Source organism: Pseudomonas sp. LBUM1678 (assembly GCF_059695575.1).
On sequence record NZ_CP166775.1, the window covers coordinates 1,601,142 to 1,617,657 of the forward strand.

Here is a 16,516-nt window from a genome sequence, read left to right on the forward strand (position 1 = left end):
GTGCTTCCCGTGACGGGAACAGACCCTTTGTGTGTTGGTACGTCGGTGCCAACGCTTTCTGCCTGAACAGATTAGAGAAACGACCATGCATAACGTCGTCATCAGCGGCACCGGCCTGTATACCCCGGCCAACAGCATCTCCAATGAAGAGCTGGTGCAGTCTTTCAACGCTTTCGTCGCGCTATTCAACGCCGACAACGCCGACGCCATCGCCCGTGGCGAAGTCGAAGCGTTGACCGAATCCAGCGCTGCGTTCATCGAAAAAGCGTCCGGCATCAAGAGCCGCTTTGTCATGGACAAGGACGGCATCCTCGACCCGCACCGCATGGCGCCACGCCTGCCAGAACGTTCGAATGACGAGTGGTCGGTGCTTTGCCAGATGGCCATCGGCGCAGCCGAACAAGCCTTGCAGCGTGCCGGCAAAACAGCCGCCGACATCGACGGCGTGATCGTCGCGTGCTCCAACCTGCAGCGCGCCTATCCGGCCATCGCCATCGAAGTTCAGGAAGCCTTGGGCATCCAGGGTTTCGGTTACGACATGAACGTCGCCTGCTCCTCGGCGACCTTCGGCATTCAGGCGGCCACCAACAGCGTGCAACTGGGCCAGGCCCGGGCGATCCTGATGGTCAACCCGGAAGTCTGCACCGGTCACCTGAACTTCCGCGACCGTGACAGCCACTTCATCTTTGGCGACGCGGCGACGGCGGTGATCATTGAGCGGGCTGATCTGGCGACGTCCAAGTATCAGTTCGATGTGGTCAGCACCAAGCTGCTGACCAAGTTCTCCAACAACATCCGCAACAACTTCGGTTTCCTCAACCGCGCGGCGGAAGAGGGCATCGGTGCCAAGGACAAACTGTTCGTGCAGGAAGGCCGCAAGGTGTTCCGCGACGTCTGCCCGATGGTGGCCGAGCTGATCGCTACGCACCTGGAAGAGAACAAGCTCAACATCAGCGACGTGAAGCGCTTCTGGTTGCACCAGGCCAACCTCAGCATGAATCACCTGATCGTCAAGAAACTGCTGGGCCGTGAAGCCACCGAAGAAGAAGCCCCGGTGATTCTCGATACCTACGCCAACACCAGCTCCGCCGGGTCGGTGATTTCGTTTCACAAGCATCAGGATGATCTGGCCGCCGGTTCCCTGGCCGTGCTCAGTTCGTTCGGCGCGGGTTACTCGATTGGTAGCGTGATTTTGCGCAAACGTTGAGGTGGACGGCTGTCGTTCTTTCCGCTGGTTCGCGGCGGCTTTTCCTACATTCGAAACAGTAAGGACGCTGTAATTTTCGGAAATGACAGCAGGACGATGCCTACGGCGAGTCCTGCCGACTCATTTTTCGAGGTCAGGACAAGGGGATTTGTGAATGGCGGCTGACGACGCGCAACTGCTGGAACGCTTGCTGGCAGGTGAGCAACAGGCCTTCAAAGAGTTGGTCAGCACTTATCAGAGCCCGATGCGTGCGGTGGCTTATGCGATCGTCGGCAGTCGGCATGCCGACGAAGTGGTGCAGGACGCGTGGCTGTCAGTCGTGCGCCATCTGAGCAAGTTTGAGGCGCGTTCGAGCCTCAAGACCTGGTTGCTGACCATCACCGCAAACTCGGCAAAAGGTCGCTACAAACAAAACCGTCGTGAAGTGCTGCTTGATGACCTTCCATCGCCGCATGGCACCGTTGATGACGATCGTTTTTCCGCCGCAGACGGGCATTGGCTGGTGGCGCCGTTCGCCTGGCATCAGGACACCCCGGAAGCGTTGCTCACCCAAAACGAGCTGCGCGAATGCCTTGAACACACCTTGCTAAGCTTGCCGCAATTGCAACGCAGTGTTCTGTTACTTCGGGAACGTCAGGGCCTGGAGCTGGACGAGATCTGTAATCTTCTGGAAATCTCGCTCTCCAATGTTCGCGTGCTGCTGCATCGGGCACGGTTGAAGGTCTTTGCGACCGTAGAACACTTTGAGGAAACCGGTGAATGCTGACCTGTAAGGAACAAGTGGCACGTTCCAGTGACTACCTCGATGGCCAGTTGAGCTTTCGGGAGAAGTTGATGGTGCGGCATCATTTAATGTTCTGCCCCAATTGCCGGCGGTTCATTCGTCAGATGCGTCTGATGCAGGCGACGTTGCGCGACTTGCCGGAGGAAGCAGTGCCGGAGGTTGATGCACTCGCTGAGCGTCTTGCTGCGGAGCGTCGCAAGGACATTCCGTAGCGTCGTGGAGTCAGCGTGGGGAAGAGAAGCAGGCCGGCGTGGATGCATCGAACGGATGATGGGGATCGATCCATCCACGCCAGACTGTAAAGCGCCTCAGGCATCCATGACCCGAGGCGTGGAACGGTACTGCTTAGAACTTGGCTTCGGCGTCCAGTTGCAGGGTGTTGATGTCCGAATCCTTGAGGTTGGCGTTGGTGTAGTCAGAGTTAGCCATGAAGTACGTCGCGCCCAGGGCGAAGTTCTTGTCCAGCTCGTAGCTCACTTTCAACTTGCTGCCGCGTGAACCGGTGAAACCGTTGGCGAAGTCGGAGTCGGTGAAGGCGCCGACCACGGCGTTACGCTGTACGTCGCGATAGTTGTAGTCCACGGCGAAGCCGTAGAACTTGGTCTTTATACCGGCCAGCCAGGCAGAATCCTGGTCGTTGCTGGCATCTTTGTTGTTGACGTACTGGCCGTACAGCGAGAGCGGCAGTGGCAGGCCGGTGATGTCGATCTGACCAAAGCCTTCGTACAATTTGAACTGTTCGTTCGGGGTGTTGCCGTTGGTGGCCAGCACGGATGGAATGCTGGTGCCGCCTGCGGTGATGTCGTCGTCGTTGTCGTAGCCGTAGACGCTGCCACCCAAGGTCAGTTTCAGGTTGTCGGTGAGAGCGAAGCGCGCGCCCAACTGACCGGCGTACAGACGCAAGTCGTGCTTGAACTGCACGCCGTCGCCGTCGACGTTGTCCTTGAGGGTGTAGTGGCCGGCGCTACCGAACAGCTCGGTACTCGCGCCCAGCGGGTATTTGTAGGTAAGTGCCAGGCCTTCAGGGCTGATGTCGCTATCCCAGATGATGTCGCCCATGCTCACCCATTGCTGTGGCATCTTGCCGCCAACGAAGTGCAGGTTCTTGATGGCAGTAGGGTGGTAGTCGACGTAACCCTGATCCAGCCAGATCGACTTCTTGTCGAAGTAGTTGTCCAGGCTCTGGTTGGTGGAACGCGCGTCGTCGTTGTTACCGGTGGCGATACGGATGCCGGTGTCGACTTGCGGGTTGATCTCGGTGTAGGCACCCAGGCGGGCACGAACGCGCTGACGATCCTGGTCGCGGTTGTTGGAAACGCCATCGTTCTTGACCGTCTCCTGACGGAAACGCACGTCACCCTTGAATTGGGTCTTGGCAGCCCAGGCCAGTTTCTGGTCGAAGGTGCTCAGTTCATTGGTTTTCTTCGCGGTTGCCGCGATCTGCTCGTTGGTCTCTTGCTGAGCCTGACGGGCGATTTGCTGGTCTTTCTGATCCCTGGCCAGCTCGGCTTGCAGTTCGCCGTATTGCGCGTTGGTAATCGAGCCGTTTGCCTTAAGCATGTCGAGCAGTTTGGCGTCGACTGCGGCGCTGGCCGGAACACTCATGGCCAGCAGCAGACCGCCACACAGGGCCGCCGCAGTTTTCGTGGAAGCAAGACGCATATCAATCTCCGAAGATGTAAGGGGATGACTGAGCCATCCGGGACACAACCGACCATTGATGGACGGAAACAGTGGCCGGGTAGAACCCGACGCTCTAAAAACTGGCGCCAGTATCGCGATCGTTTATGACAGAGCAGTGGCAAAGTGATGGCGTTGCGATGACGATACAAAGACTGTCTGAACTTTTGATCCAGAGCCCTGTCGGCGGTTTTGACGGATGTGCAATAGCGGGCGATAGGCGATACTCGCCGGGCTGTTACGCGAAGAAGTAGAGAGGGTGTCGATGCCGCTGCAACGTCTGGAAAGCCTGTCCGATATTGGTCCGCACACGTGGGATGCCCTGGTGCCGGACAATCAGCCGTTCCTGCGCCATGCCTTCTTAAGCTCACTGGAAGACAGCGGCAGTCTCGGCCCCCATTCCGGCTGGCAACCCGAGCACCTGTTGCACATCGAAGAGGGGCGCCTGATCGCCGCGCTGCCCAGTTACCGCAAGTGGCATTCCTACGGCGAGTATGTGTTCGATCACGCCTGGGCCGATGCCTGTGAGCGTGCCGGCATCGATTATTACCCCAAGCTGTTGACCGCCGTGCCGTTCAGCCCGGTCAGCGGGCCGCGGTTACTGGCGCGGAGTGTCGAGGACGGTTTCGAGCTACTGAAGAGCCTGCCGGGTTACCTTGAGATCGAGGAACTCTCCAGCGCTCACATCAACTTCACGGACCCTTTCACCGACGCCGCATTAGCCGAACAACCCGGCTGGTTGCAGCGGATTGGCTGTCAGTACCACTGGCAGAATCGCGGTTATCGGGATTTTCAGGACTTCCTCGACGTTCTCAGTTCGCGCAAACGCAAGCAGATGCGCAAAGAGCGCGAGCAAGTGGCGGGGCAGGGCATTGAGTTCGAATGGCTGGAAGGCAGGGAACTGGATCAGGCGCAGTGGGATTTCGTCTATGCCTGTTACGCCAATACCTACGCGGTGCGTCGGCAAGCGCCGTACCTGACGCGGGAATTTTTCAGTCTGCTGGCCGAGCGCATGCCCGAATCGATTCGCGTGGTGCTGGCCAAGCAAGGTTCTCGACCCGTGGCCATGGCCTTCAGCCTGGTGGGCGGTGACAGTTTTTATGGGCGTTACTGGGGCTGCCTGGCGGAGTTTGACCGTCTGCATTTCGAGACCTGTTTCTACCAGGGCATGGACTATGCGATTGCCCATGGCTTCCAGCGTTTTGATGCCGGCGCCCAAGGTGAACACAAGCTGATTCGCGGATTCGAACCGGTGATCACACATTCCTGGCATTACCTGCGTCATCCCGGACTGAAAGCGGCGGTCAAAGACTTCCTGCAACAGGAGCGTCTTGGTGTGCTGGCCTATGCCGAAGAAGCGAGGACCGCGTTGCCTTATCGGCAAGCATGATCCTCGCTCGTGGCATCAAGTGCCTTCCTTGCCCAGCCAGCGATAAGTCACACCGCCAATCACCGCGCCAAGTAGCGGTGCCACCCAGAACATCCACAACTGCGCGATGGCCCAGCCACCGACTATCAATGCCGGACCGGTGCTACGGGCCGGGTTGACCGAAGTGTTGGTGACGGGAATGGAGATCAAGTGAATCAGCGTCAACGCCAGGCCGATGGCAATCGGTGCCAGCCCGGCAGGCGCGCGTTTGTCGGTGGCGCCGAGGATGATCAGCACGAACATCGCGGTCATCACCAGTTCGCAGACAAAGCCTGCGGCCATTGAGTATTTGCCGGGGGAGTGTTCGCCGTAGCCGTTGGAGGCCAGGCCGGCGGAGAGATCGAAGCCTTCTTTGCCGCTGGCGATGTAGTAGATCAACGCGGCGGCGATAATGCCGCCAATCACCTGGGCGAAGATGTACGCGGGCAATTCCCGGGCCGGAAACCGGCCGCCGACGCACAGGCCGACAGAGACGGCAGGGTTGAGGTGACAACCGGAAATATGGCCAATGGCGAACGCCATGGTCAACACGGTGAGACCAAACGCGATGGACACACCCAACACCCCGATCCCAAGGGGAGAAGACGCGGCGAGCACCGCACTGCCGCAACCTCCCAGCACCAGCCAGAACGTACCTAGCAACTCAGTGGCTGAACGTTTGAACAGAGACATGAGAGCGTCCTTTTTAATCGACCTATCGAGACCGTATCCCGTGATGCATCCTGCAGGCTTACGGCAGGCTCATCTCTAGAACCTTGGCTGAGTACAGCAGGGTTTTTGCGGATTTCCAGCGGCCACAAAAAAACCGCCAGGGCCTGTGGTTAGCAGGCTGTGGTGGTTTTTAGATGATGAAGGAAGTCTATGTAGCAGCTGGCGCAGCCTGCGTCCGGCTGCGCAGCAGTCGTAGAATCATACGGTGCGGTGTTTCAGGTAAAACGCATCTGCTGGATTAACGACTGCTGCGCAGCCGGACGCAGGCTGCGCCAGCTGCTACAAGGGCCTCGGCGGCTGATAAATTCAGTCGATACCGACAAACCCACCCGTCTGGTGCTGCCACAGCCGCGCATACAACCCACCATGGGCCAGCAGTTCGGCGTGGGTGCCGGTTTCGGCGATCTTGCCTTTTTCCAGCACCACCAGCCGATCCATCCGGGCGATGGTCGAAAGTCGGTGGGCGATGGCGATCACGGTTTTGCCCTGCATCAGGGTTTCGAGACTTTCCTGAATCGCCGCCTCGACTTCCGAGTCCAGTGCCGAGGTCGCCTCGTCCATGATCAGGATCGGTGCGTCTTTGAGCAGTACGCGAGCAATCGCAATCCGCTGACGCTGGCCGCCGGAGAGTTTCACCCCGCGTTCACCCACATGCGCATCGAAACCGGTACGGCCTTCAGCGTCCGACAGCAACGGAATGAACTCATCGGCGCGGGCCTTGTGCACCGCTTCCCATAGCTCGGCATCGGTGGCGTCGGGCCTGCCGTAAAGCAAATTCTCACGGATCGAGCGGTGCAGCAGCGAGGTGTCCTGGGTGATCATGCCGATGCGCTCGCGCAAGCTTTCCTGGCCGACTTCGGCGATGTTCTGCCCATCGATGAGGATTCTCCCGCCCTGCACGTCATAGAGGCGCAGCAGCAGGTTGACCAGGGTCGATTTGCCGGCGCCGGACGGCCCGATCAAGCCGATTTTTTCACCGGGCTTGATCGTCAGGTTGAGGTCGCCAATGATCCCGCTCTTCTTGCCGTAGTGAAAATCCACGTGCTCGAAGCGCACTTCGCCACGGGCCACGGTCAGGGGTTTGGCCTGATCGCGATCAGTGACGCTGACCGGTTGCGAAATGGTCTGCAAACCATCCTGGACCATGCCGATGTTTTCGAAGATGCCGGTGACCACCCACATGATCCAGCCGGACATGTTGACGATGCGGATCACCAAGCCTGTAGCCAGAGCAATCGCGCCCACGCTGATGAGTGACTGCGTCCACAGCCACAGGGCCAGGCCGGTGGTGGTGACGATCAGCAAGCCGTTCATGCTGGTAATGACCACGTCCATGCTGGTGACCACGCGGCCGGCCAGTTGGGCTTTCACCGTCTGTTCTTCGATGGCTTCCTTGGCGTATTGCTGTTCGAAATTAGTGTGGGCGAACAGCTTCAGCGTGGTGATGTTGGTGTAGCCGTCGACAATGCGACCCATGAGTTTGGAGCGGGCATCCGAGGACACCACCGAGCGCTCCTTGACCCGTGGCACGAAGTAGCAGAGCGCACCGATGTACGCGGCGATCCAGCTCAGCAGCGGGATCATCAGGCGCCAGTCGGCTTCGGCGAACAGCACCAGGGAACTGATCGCGTAGATCAGCACGTGCCACAGCGCGTCCACCGCTTGCACGGCCGAATCGCGCAACGAGTTGCCGGTCTGCATGATGCGCTGGGCGATGCGCCCGGCGAAGTCGTTCTGGAAGAAATTCAAGCTCTGTTTGAGCACGTAACTGTGGTTCTGCCAGCGGATCATGCTGGTCATGCTGGGGCTCAGGGTCTGGTGCACCAGCAGGTCATGCAAGCCCACAAACACCGGGCGCAGGATCAGCGCCACCACGGCCATCCAGGCCAATTCGACGCCGTGTTCCTTGAAGAAATTGACGTTCGGCGTGCCCTGGGCCAGGTCGATGATGCGGCTCAGGTAGCTGAACAGCGCGACTTCGATCAGCGCGCCGAACAGGCCGACAGTCAGCAGGGCAGCGAAACTCGGCCAGACCTGCTTCAGGTAATAGGTATAGAAGGGGAAAACACGGTCGGGCGGAGCCGCCGTCGGGGCGTCACGGAAGACGTCGATCAGTTGTTCAAAACGGCGATAAAGCATCAGTTCTCCGCCCGCGCGCGGGCTCTCCTTTAAACGATATGAGCGGCGCCGGATACCGGCAGCCGCTCAAGCACTCCTGTGCAGATTAGTCGATCACTTTGGCTGACTTGATGAACACAGGGTCGGCCGGCACGTCTTTCATGCCGCTTTTGGTGGTGGTCTGGGAGTTGACGATGACGTCTACCACGTCCATGCCTTTGACGACTTTACCGAACACGGCATAGCCATCGCCCTGGTCGAGGAAGTCGTTGTCTTTGACGTTGATGAAGAACTGGCTGGTGGCCGAATCAGGATTGGAGGTCCGGGCCATGGACAGCGTGCCACGCACGTTATGCAAGCCGTTCTTGGATTCGTTCTTGATCGCAGCCTTGGTTTCTTTTTGCTGCATTTGTTGCGTGAAACCACCGCCCTGGACCATGAACCCAGGAATCACACGGTGGAAAATCGTGTTGTTGTAGAAGCCGCTGTTGACGTACTCAAGGAAATTCTTGGTACTGATCGGCGCCTTGACCGGGTCCAGTTCAATTTCGATCTGACCGTTGGTGGTTTCCAGCAACACGTGCGGCGCTTTGGCGACGGGCGTTGCGGCCATCAGGTTGGCGGCAAACAGAACGGAGCCGGCGACGAGGGCGATTTTTTTCAGCATGGGTCAGTGATCCTGAGTGAGGTGGTGTCGACTGCGGTGAGAAACTCGAGCAGGGTTTGGTTGAAGCGTTCGGGTTGATCCAGCGGGGTGGCGTGGCGCGAATCGGCGATCACCACCAGCCGCGCATCGGGTAGCAGTTTTACGTAGGTTTCCTTCAGCGAGACCGGCGTGTAATCGCGGTCGGCGCTGACGATGAGGGTTGGACAGGCGACCTTCGAAAGTCGTTCCTGAACCCCCCAGCCAACGATGGCATCGAAGCTGGCGAGATAAGCACGTTTGTCGTTTTTTGCCCAGCGCTCGGCCATCTTTTGGCGCAAATCAGCTTGTTCGGGGTTGGGGAACAGCTTGGCGCCCAGGGCCTTGCCGATGGTGCCCAGACTGAGGGCACGCATCAGGCTCCAGCGCTTGAACCACTGCCAATAATCGTCGCGGCTGCGCAGTTTGACCTCGGGCGCGCTGTTAACGATGCACAGGCTTTTGAGCATCTGCGGCTGATCCACCGCTAGCTGAAAACCGATCATGCCGCCCATGGACAAGCCCACGTAATGCGTCGGGCCGAGGTTCAGGTGTTCCATCAGCGCGACCAGGTCAGCGCTGAACCCGGCAATGCTGTAACGCTCCCGGGGTTTGTCGGAGCGACCGTGACCGCGCACATCCGGAACGATCACGCGGTATCCGGCGGACAGCGTCGGGATCTGTTTTTCCCAGTCCAGAGTGCTGGAACCCAGCCCGTGAACCAGCAGCAACGGCGTGCCGTGGCCGTATTCCTCATAGTGCAGGTTGCAACCTTCATGTTCGAAATAGGCCATGCGGATACTCCATGTCAGGCTTGTTCAGGGGCGGCGAATGGCGCATCCAGCGGCGCGGTGTCGAAGGTGCGCAGCAGTTCGATCAGGATTTGCGTCGCCGGGCCCAGGGGTTTGTCCTTGTTCGAATACAGATAGAAACTCGGGTTGCGGCTGCCACCCTGGTCCAACGGTAGCAGCTTGAGCGTGCCTTCCCTGAGTTCGCGTTCAATCATGTGCCGGGGCAGCCAGGCGAAACCCAGGCCGCTGCTGACGAAAGTCGCCGCAGTGGCCAGGCTGCCGACGGTCCAGCGCTGTTCGGCGCCGAGCCAGCCGACGTCTCGTGGTTGCTGGCGACCGGAGTCGCGGATCACCACCTGCATCTGAGTTTCCAGATCCTGGAAGTTCAGTTCGCGGTTCAGGCGATGCAGCGGGTGTTCAGGGTGGGCAACGGCGACGAATTCGACGTCACTCAACTCCGCACCCAGATAGCCCGGAATACTGAAACCGGTGATCGCCAGGTCGGCCACGCCTTCAAGCAGGACTTCCTCCACACCCGACAACACTTCTTCGCGCAGACGCACCCGGCAGCCACGGCTCTGCGGCATGAATGCAGTCAACGCGCGGACGAGACGGGCGCTTGGGTAAGCCGCATCGACCACCAGCCGCACCTCCGCTTCCCAGCCTTGCTCCATGTGGTGGGCCAGGTCTTCGAGTTGGCTGGCCTGCTTCACCAGTTGCCGCGAGCGGCGCAACAACACGCCGCCGGCTTCGGTCAGCACCGCTTTGCGGCCGTCGATGCGCAACAGCGGCACGCCGAGTTGGTCCTGCATACGCGCGACGGTGTAGCTCACCGACGATTGCGAGCGGTGCAGCGCTTCGGCGGCCTGGGCGAAACCGCCGTGGTCGACCACGGCTTGTAAGGTTCGCCATTGATCAAGGGTCACACGGGGCGCTTTCATGAATAGCTCCTCTTGTCCTAAGCTGGCAGTCCTTATTGGAGACTGCTGAATGAAAAAATTCTGTTGCGTGTTGCTGGCGATGTTGCCGTTGACGGCGTTTGCTTATCCGATTGATGTCACAAAGCAGCTGAATGGCTTGCGCATCGATTACAACGCCTACGACACGGATAACGACATAGCCTCCATTCAGGTCAACAACTACGGCGACACCGATGCGATCTGTAAGGTGGTTTTCAACAATGGCCCGGAAGCGCCGCGCACCCGCTCTATCGAAGTGGCCGCCGGCAAACACAAAAATGCCACCGCCAAATTCACCCGCACCATTATCAAGATGCGAATCAACCTGACCTGTACCCCCAAATGACATAAAGCCCTGTAGGAGCGAGGCTTGCCCGCGAAGGCGGTGTGCCAGTCGACATAGATGTTGAATGACACGGCCCCTTCGCGGGCAAGCCTCGCTCCTACAGGTGCAGAGTTCGCTCAGTTTATAAACGAATTTATTGATGGGTTATAGCAGTTATTTGCGCTTTTTCATCGATTTGACTCTGTTTAACCTTCACTCCATCGCCTTACAGCATTCTCAGATGGAGCCTACATCCCATGTCACGCGTTCTGATCATCGAAAGCAGCGCCCGTCAGCAAGACTCGGTTTCCCGCCAGTTGACCCAGACCTTCATCAGTCAGTGGAAAGCCGCGCACCCGAACGACCAGATCACCGTGCGTGACCTTGCCGTCAACCCGGTGCCGCACCTGGACATCAATCTGCTGGGCGGCTGGATGAAACCTGCCGAACAGCGCAGCGACATCGAACAGATATCCCTGGAACGCTCCAACCAATTGACCGATGAACTGCTGGCTGCCGATGTCTTGGTCATGGCTGCGCCGATGTACAACTTCGCCATCCCGAGCACTCTTAAAGCCTGGCTCGACCACGTGCTGCGTGCGGGCGTGACCTTCAAGTACACCGCCACCGGCCCGCAAGGTTTGCTCAGCGGCAAGCGTGCCTACGTGCTGACCGCTCGCGGCGGGATCTACGCCGGCAGCACGGCCGATCACCAGGAACCGTACCTGCGTCAGGTGATGGGTTTCATCGGGATCCACGACGTGACCTTTATTCACGCCGAAGGCATGAACCTGGGCGGTGACTTCCAGGAGAAAGGCTTGAACCAGGCCAACGCCAGGCTTTCCCAAGTGGCTTGACGCTTTAATCGCCAGATAATCCCTTGATGTTCAAGTGGCCTGGCGCAACCCCTTCAAGGCTTTACGCGCATCGAACCTCCCTTTGCACTTGTTGCTCCTGAGTGCTGTTGCCCGATTGAACGCTTTAGCGAGATCGGGCTTTTTTTTGCCTGGGATTTGGTAGGCGCACCGCAAGTCCACTGTGGGAGCGAGCCTGCTCGCGATGGAGTGTCAGGCAACGTGGTGTCGACTGACACTCCATCGCGAGCAGGCTCGCTCCCACAGGGATCTGTGTGTTCTCGCGATAACAGGCAAAAACCGCTATCGTCGCCGCCATTCGAAACGAGGCGAGCATGGGCTATCTACTTTTTGTCACGCTGATCCAGGCGTTTTCCTTCAGCCTGATCGGCGAATACCTGGCCGGTCATGTCGACAGTTACTTCGCGGTGCTGGTGCGTGTGCTGCTAGCTGGGTTGGTGTTTATTCCGCTGACTCGCTGGCGTTCGGTCGAGCCGGCGTTCATGCGCGGCATGCTGCTGATCGGCGCGTTGCAGTTCGGCGTGACCTACGTTTGTCTGTACCTGAGCTTTCGGGTACTGACCGTGCCGGAGGTGTTGCTGTTCACCATCCTCACACCGCTGCACGTGACCCTGATCGAAGACGCGCTGAACCGGCGCTTCAATCCATGGGCATTGGTCGCAGCATTGGTGGCGGTGATGGGCGCGGCGGTGATTCGCTACGACCGGATCAACCCGGATTTCTTCATGGGTTTCCTGCTGCTGCAACTGGCCAACTTCACCTATGCCGCCGGGCAGGTACTTTATAAGCATCTGGTGGCTCGCCATCCGAGTGATCTTCCGCATTACCGACGATTTGGCTACTTCTATCTGGGAGCACTGGCGGTGGCATTGCCGGCGTTCCTGATGTTCGGCAAACAGAATTTTCTGCCGGAAGCGCCGTTGCAATGGGGCGTGCTGGTGTTCCTCGGCCTGGTCTCGACTGCGTTGGGGTTGTATTGGTGGAACAAGGGCGCCTGCCTGGTGAATGGCGGGACGCTGGCGGTGATGAACAACCTGCATGTGCCGGTGGGGTTGCTGATCAATCTGTTGATCTGGAATCAGCATGAGGAGCTGGGGCGGTTGTTCTTTGGCGGATCGGTGATTCTGATGGCGGTGTGGATCAGTCGGTTGGGTGTACGCAAAACTGCAATCGCACACTAAACCCTGTAGGAGCGAGGCTTGCCCGCGAAGGCGGTGTGTCATAAAGCAATGATGTCGACTGACACTCCCTCTTCGCGGGCAAGCCTCGCTCCTACAGGGGAAAGTGGTGTTACATGATGTGTTTTTCGGGTTCTGGAATGTGGCTCGCGCCCAACATTGCCGGCAATAGCCCGGCCCTTAAATCCCCGCCACTCGGCTGCTGATACAGGCTCAACCCAAACTCCGGCAGCACCGCCAGCAAGTAATCGAAAATATCCCCCTGAATCCGCTCGTAATCCGCCCACGCCGTGGTGCGGGTGAAGCAGTAGATTTCCAGCGGAATGCCCTGCGCGGTGGTTTGCATCTGGCGGACCATGCAGGTCATGTTCGGCTGGACCTCGGGGTGACTCTTCAGATACGCCAGCGCATAGGCCCGGAACGTCCCGATATTAGTCATCCGCCGCCGGTTGGCCGACATCGCCGCGACGTTGCCCTGAGCCTCGTTCCAGGCCTTGAGTTCGGCCTGTTTGCGGCTGATGTAATCGGTCAGCAGATGCACCTGGCTCAACTTCTGCTCTTCGTCATCACGAATGAATCGCACGCCGCTGGCATCGATGAACAGGCTACGCTTGATCCGTCTTCCGCCGGACTGCTGCATGCCGCGCCAGTTCTTGAACGACTCGGACATCAGGCGCCAGGTCGGTATCGAAACGATGGTCTTGTCGAAGTTTTGCACCTTCACCGTGTGCAGGGTGATGTCGACCACGTCACCATCGGCACCCACTTGCGGCATCTCGATCCAGTCGCCAACCCGCAGCATGTCATTACTGGTCAGCTGCACGCTGGCAACGAACGACAGCAACGTGTCCTTGTAAACCAACAGAATCACCGCCGACATCGCACCCAGGCCCGACAGCAGCAACAGCGGCGAGCGGTCGATCAGTGTGGCGACAATGATGATCGCGCCAAACACGTACAAGACCATTTTCGCCAGCTGCACGTAGCCTTTGATCGAGCGGGTGCGGGCGTGTTCGGTGCGTGCGTAGATGTCCAGCAGCGCGCTGAGCAAAGCGCTGACCGAAAGCACCAGGAACAGAATGGTGAACGCGAGCGCGACGTTGCCGAGGAAAATCAGGCTGGTCTTGCTCAGCTCCGGCACCAGGTGCAGGCCGAACTGGATCACCAGCGACGGCGTCATTTGCGCCAGGCGATGGAAGACCTTGTTATGCCGAAAGTCGTTGATCCAGTGCAAGGCCGGTTGGCGGCCAAGCATTTTGGTCGCGTGAATAATGAGGTAACGCGCCACTCGTCCGAGGACCAGCGCCACTAGCAGCAGCAGGATCAGCGCCAGGGTGGAATGCAGGAGCGGGTGCTGATCGAGGGCACCCCAGAGGTCTTGGGCGTTGAGCCAGAGCTGTTTGATATCCATGGGCGAAAACGGTTCTTCTGTAGGACGCGACGGGGCGATTAGAGCATCTAAGACGCTTTGCATGACGTTTTGAGACAAATCAGGCAACAAAAAAGCCACTGTTTACCGCCGTTTGCATAAAGAAACTCGGCCTCGGCGCTCGAAACCGTTACCCTATGCAGCTGTTTTTTTGTATTTCTTCGAGGTAGCACCCGTGTTTTCCCAATTCGCCCTGCACGAACGCCTGCTCAAAGCCGTGGCCGAGCTTAAATTTGTCGAGCCAACGCCTGTGCAAGCAGCGGCTATTCCGCTGGCGCTCCAAGGGCGTGACCTGCGGGTGACAGCGCAAACCGGCAGCGGCAAAACCGCTGCATTCGTTTTGCCGATCCTCAACCGTTTGATCGGCCCGGCTAAAGTCCGCGTCAGCATCAAGACCCTGATCCTGCTGCCAACCCGCGAACTGGCCCAGCAGACCATCAAGGAAGTCGAGCGCTTTGCGCAGTTCACGTTCATCAAGTCCGGCCTGATCACCGGCGGTGAAGACTTCAAGGTCCAGGCCGCCATGCTGCGCAAGGTGCCGGACATCCTGATCGGTACGCCGGGCCGGATGATCGAGCAACTGAACGCCGGCAACCTCGACCTCAAAGAAGTCGAAGTGCTGGTCCTCGACGAAGCCGACCGCATGCTCGACATGGGTTTTGCCGAAGACGTCCAGCGTCTGGTGGAAGAGTGCACCAACCGCCAACAGACCATGCTGTTCTCGGCCACCACCGGTGGTTCGGGCTTGCGCGAGATGGTCGCCAAGGTTCTGAACAACCCGGAACACTTGCAGCTGAACAACGTCAGCGATCTGAATGCGACCACCCGTCAGCAGATCATCACCGCTGACCACAATCAGCACAAAGAACAGATCGTGAACTGGCTCCTGGCCAACGAGACCTATCAGAAGGCCATCGTGTTCACCAACACCCGGGCCATGGCCGACCGCATTTACGGCCGTCTTGTGGCGCAGGAATACAAAGCGTTCGTGCTGCACGGCGACAAAGACCAGAAAGACCGCAAACTGGCGATCGATCGCCTGAAGCAGGGTGGCGTGAAAATCCTCGTCGCCACCGACGTTGCCGCTCGCGGCCTCGACGTGGAAGGTCTGGACCTGGTGATCAACTTCGACATGCCGCGCAGCGGCGACGAATACGTTCACCGTATTGGTCGTACCGGCCGTGCCGGCAACGATGGCCTGGCCATCTCGCTGATCTGCCACGGCGACTGGAACCTGATGTCGAGCGTCGAACGCTACCTCAAGCAGAGCTTCGAGCGCCGCACCATCAAGGAAGTCAAAGGCACCTACGGCGGACCGAAAAAGGTCAAGGCCTCGGGCAAAGCCGTTGGTGTGAAGAAGAAAAAAGTTGACGCCAAGGGCGAGAAAAAGAAAACCGGCGCCAAGGCTCCGACCAAACGCAAAATCGCCAACCGCCCGAAAACCGACGCCCTGTCGCTGGTCAGCAAGGACGGCATGGCGCCGCTCAAGCGCCGCAAGCCGGAAGCGCCGGCTGCTGAATAAAGCGCTGTCAGTCAGTTAAGGTGCGGCGAGCACAAAACCTGTGGCGAGGGAGCTTGCTCCCGCTGGGTCGCGAAGCGGCCCTGAAAAGACGGGACTGCTGCGCAGTCCAGCGGGAGCAAGCTCCCTCGCCACAGATCAGCGTCACGCCTGACTGACGGGTATTAGCCATAGCGATCCAATAAAAAACCCGGACAATGTCCGGGTTTTTTTACGTCCAGCGTTTGTCAGCTCCCCAACAGTCCACGGGTGTCCGCATCAAAGCGTTGCTTGGCTTGATCAGCCTTCGGTTTGAGCAGGGCGAGCAGCGCGGTTTCGCTGTACAACTGAGTGACCGCCAGTTCCCTGGGGGTCGGCTCAATCGGGATCAGCACGTCGCTATCATCTGCATGCAGCCAGATCGCCACCAAGTGCAATGCCGAAACAAACAACACCCGCAGTTCAACGGTTTTACCCTGCAGTTGCGGCGACTGTTCCGCCAGTTTCAACGCACCGACCGTAGCGGCCGCCATGGCCCCGTGGTTTAGCGAAGAGAACTCGACATGGCCACGGACATCAGCCAGTTGCGCATCGGCAATCGTCACGCCATCGGAAAACACCAGGTAATGCCAATCGCCGACCTTGGCGTCTTTCAGGCCTTTGCCCTGGCTCACGTCCTCGAGGCTGAGCGAGTAACCACGGTAAGCCTCGCTGACGCTGATCTTGCCGGGCGTGGCGGCGGCAAACTGGCGATTGACGCCGAAGCCTTGGGTTTGCAGGGCGGCTTGAAGCGCCGGACGCAATGTCTGCACGCCGTTGGAAGGCGCCTTTGGATAAGTCAGTTGCATGA

At 59.0% G+C, this 16,516-nt stretch carries 15 protein-coding genes and 1 pseudogene; 8 read left to right on the forward strand and 8 right to left on the reverse strand.

The window, feature by feature from the left end; genetic code table 11:
* Positions 1 to 85 precede the first annotated feature (85 nt).
* From ACA070_RS07225 to ACA070_RS07235, 3 genes are all read left to right on the forward strand, one after another.
* Positions 86 to 1,207 (forward strand): beta-ketoacyl-ACP synthase III, encoded by a 1,122-nt coding sequence (locus tag ACA070_RS07225; protein WP_497450603.1) that lies wholly within the window; start codon positions 86 to 88, stop codon positions 1,205 to 1,207.
* Between the two features lie 154 nt (positions 1,208 to 1,361).
* Positions 1,362 to 1,973, forward strand: coding sequence for an RNA polymerase sigma factor (locus ACA070_RS07230; protein WP_497450604.1), 612 nt, complete (start codon positions 1,362 to 1,364; stop codon positions 1,971 to 1,973).
* Positions 1,967 to 2,203 carry an anti-sigma factor family protein gene (locus tag ACA070_RS07235; protein ID WP_497450605.1) on the forward strand — a complete coding sequence of 79 codons (237 nt, stop codon included), beginning with the start codon at positions 1,967 to 1,969 and terminating at the stop codon, positions 2,201 to 2,203. The genes ACA070_RS07230 and ACA070_RS07235 overlap by 7 nt, the downstream gene beginning before the upstream one ends.
* Positions 2,204 to 2,336: 133 nt before the next feature.
* Here ACA070_RS07235 and ACA070_RS07240 read toward each other — a convergent pair whose 3' ends face one another.
* On the reverse strand, positions 2,337 to 3,653 hold the full coding sequence (locus tag ACA070_RS07240) for a putative porin (RefSeq protein ID WP_497450606.1): 1,317 nt from the start codon (positions 3,651 to 3,653) through the stop codon (positions 2,337 to 2,339).
* A gap of 283 nt (positions 3,654 to 3,936) precedes the next feature.
* Here ACA070_RS07240 and ACA070_RS07245 point away from each other — a divergent pair, with 283 nt between their 5' ends.
* Positions 3,937 to 5,061 carry a GNAT family N-acetyltransferase gene (locus ACA070_RS07245; protein ID WP_497450607.1) on the forward strand — a complete coding sequence of 375 codons (1,125 nt, stop codon included), beginning with the start codon at positions 3,937 to 3,939 and terminating at the stop codon, positions 5,059 to 5,061.
* 15 nt (positions 5,062 to 5,076) lie between these two features.
* On the opposite strand, the gene aqpZ is transcribed toward ACA070_RS07245, so the two are convergent.
* The 5 genes and pseudogenes from aqpZ to ACA070_RS07270 all read right to left on the reverse strand — a co-directional run bounded on the left by aqpZ (position 5,077) and on the right by ACA070_RS07270 (position 10,343).
* Positions 5,077 to 5,772 (reverse strand): aquaporin Z, encoded by a 696-nt coding sequence (gene aqpZ / locus ACA070_RS07250; protein WP_497450608.1) that lies wholly within the window; start codon positions 5,770 to 5,772, stop codon positions 5,077 to 5,079.
* A 345-nt stretch (positions 5,773 to 6,117) separates the two neighbouring features.
* Positions 6,118 to 7,950, reverse strand: a complete 1,833-nt coding sequence (locus ACA070_RS07255; protein WP_497450609.1) for an ABC transporter ATP-binding protein — start codon at positions 7,948 to 7,950, stop codon at positions 6,118 to 6,120.
* Positions 7,951 to 8,035: 85 nt separating this feature from the next.
* The gene (locus ACA070_RS07260; RefSeq protein WP_497450610.1) at positions 8,036 to 8,596 is read right to left on the reverse strand and encodes a peptidylprolyl isomerase; all 561 of its coding nucleotides are present in this window, start codon (positions 8,594 to 8,596) and stop codon (positions 8,036 to 8,038) included.
* A 3-nt stretch (positions 8,597 to 8,599) separates the two neighbouring features.
* A pseudogene (locus tag ACA070_RS07265) lies at positions 8,600 to 9,405 on the reverse strand (alpha/beta fold hydrolase).
* A gap of 14 nt (positions 9,406 to 9,419) precedes the next feature.
* Positions 9,420 to 10,343: a PA3225 family LysR-type transcriptional regulator gene (locus ACA070_RS07270; RefSeq protein ID WP_131060451.1), complete on the reverse strand. Its 924-nt coding sequence runs from the start codon at positions 10,341 to 10,343 to the stop codon at positions 9,420 to 9,422.
* A 49-nt stretch (positions 10,344 to 10,392) separates the two neighbouring features.
* Here ACA070_RS07270 and ACA070_RS07275 point away from each other — a divergent pair, with 49 nt between their 5' ends.
* The 3 genes from ACA070_RS07275 to ACA070_RS07285 all read left to right on the forward strand — a co-directional run bounded on the left by ACA070_RS07275 (position 10,393) and on the right by ACA070_RS07285 (position 12,742).
* On the forward strand, positions 10,393 to 10,707 hold the full coding sequence (locus ACA070_RS07275) for a 3-phosphoglycerate kinase (protein WP_497450611.1): 315 nt from the start codon (positions 10,393 to 10,395) through the stop codon (positions 10,705 to 10,707).
* 236 nt (positions 10,708 to 10,943) lie between these two features.
* The gene (locus ACA070_RS07280) at positions 10,944 to 11,543 is read left to right on the forward strand and encodes an FMN-dependent NADH-azoreductase (RefSeq protein ID WP_497450612.1); all 600 of its coding nucleotides are present in this window, start codon (positions 10,944 to 10,946) and stop codon (positions 11,541 to 11,543) included.
* A 332-nt stretch (positions 11,544 to 11,875) separates the two neighbouring features.
* Entirely contained in the window at positions 11,876 to 12,742 is an 867-nt protein-coding gene (locus ACA070_RS07285; protein WP_497450613.1) for a carboxylate/amino acid/amine transporter, read from the forward strand.
* A gap of 109 nt (positions 12,743 to 12,851) precedes the next feature.
* On the opposite strand, the gene ACA070_RS07290 is transcribed toward ACA070_RS07285, so the two are convergent.
* Positions 12,852 to 14,150: a mechanosensitive ion channel family protein gene (locus ACA070_RS07290; protein ID WP_497450614.1), complete on the reverse strand. Its 1,299-nt coding sequence runs from the start codon at positions 14,148 to 14,150 to the stop codon at positions 12,852 to 12,854.
* 193 nt (positions 14,151 to 14,343) lie between these two features.
* On the opposite strand from ACA070_RS07290, the gene ACA070_RS07295 reads away from it, so the two are divergent.
* Positions 14,344 to 15,690 (forward strand): DEAD/DEAH box helicase, encoded by a 1,347-nt coding sequence (locus tag ACA070_RS07295; protein ID WP_497450615.1) that lies wholly within the window; start codon positions 14,344 to 14,346, stop codon positions 15,688 to 15,690.
* A gap of 224 nt (positions 15,691 to 15,914) precedes the next feature.
* On the opposite strand, the gene ACA070_RS07300 is transcribed toward ACA070_RS07295, so the two are convergent.
* Complete coding sequence (locus ACA070_RS07300) at positions 15,915 to 16,514, reverse strand: hypothetical protein (protein WP_497394836.1); 600 nt, start codon at positions 16,512 to 16,514, stop codon at positions 15,915 to 15,917.
* Positions 16,515 to 16,516 lie beyond the last annotated feature (2 nt).

Bases quoted from the DNA above. Each gene is read 5' to 3' on its own strand.
- ACA070_RS07225 (WP_497450603.1), top strand. From the start codon at position 86: ATGCATAACGTCGTCATCAGCGGCACCGGCCTGTATACCCCGGCCAAC.
- ACA070_RS07230 (WP_497450604.1), top strand. From the start codon at position 1,362: ATGGCGGCTGACGACGCGCAACTGCTGGAACGCTTGCTGGCAGGTGAG.
- ACA070_RS07235 (WP_497450605.1), top strand. From the start codon at position 1,967: ATGCTGACCTGTAAGGAACAAGTGGCACGTTCCAGTGACTACCTCGAT.
- ACA070_RS07240 (WP_497450606.1), bottom strand. From the start codon at position 3,653: ATGCGTCTTGCTTCCACGAAAACTGCGGCGGCCCTGTGTGGCGGTCTG.
- ACA070_RS07245 (WP_497450607.1), top strand. From the start codon at position 3,937: ATGCCGCTGCAACGTCTGGAAAGCCTGTCCGATATTGGTCCGCACACG.
- aqpZ (WP_497450608.1), bottom strand. From the start codon at position 5,772: ATGTCTCTGTTCAAACGTTCAGCCACTGAGTTGCTAGGTACGTTCTGG.
- ACA070_RS07255 (WP_497450609.1), bottom strand. From the start codon at position 7,950: ATGCTTTATCGCCGTTTTGAACAACTGATCGACGTCTTCCGTGACGCC.
- ACA070_RS07260 (WP_497450610.1), bottom strand. From the start codon at position 8,596: ATGCTGAAAAAAATCGCCCTCGTCGCCGGCTCCGTTCTGTTTGCCGCC.
- ACA070_RS07270 (WP_131060451.1), bottom strand. From the start codon at position 10,343: ATGAAAGCGCCCCGTGTGACCCTTGATCAATGGCGAACCTTACAAGCC.
- ACA070_RS07275 (WP_497450611.1), top strand. From the start codon at position 10,393: ATGAAAAAATTCTGTTGCGTGTTGCTGGCGATGTTGCCGTTGACGGCG.
- ACA070_RS07280 (WP_497450612.1), top strand. From the start codon at position 10,944: ATGTCACGCGTTCTGATCATCGAAAGCAGCGCCCGTCAGCAAGACTCG.
- ACA070_RS07285 (WP_497450613.1), top strand. From the start codon at position 11,876: ATGGGCTATCTACTTTTTGTCACGCTGATCCAGGCGTTTTCCTTCAGC.
- ACA070_RS07290 (WP_497450614.1), bottom strand. From the start codon at position 14,150: ATGGATATCAAACAGCTCTGGCTCAACGCCCAAGACCTCTGGGGTGCC.
- ACA070_RS07300 (WP_497394836.1), bottom strand. From the start codon at position 16,514: ATGCAACTGACTTATCCAAAGGCGCCTTCCAACGGCGTGCAGACATTG.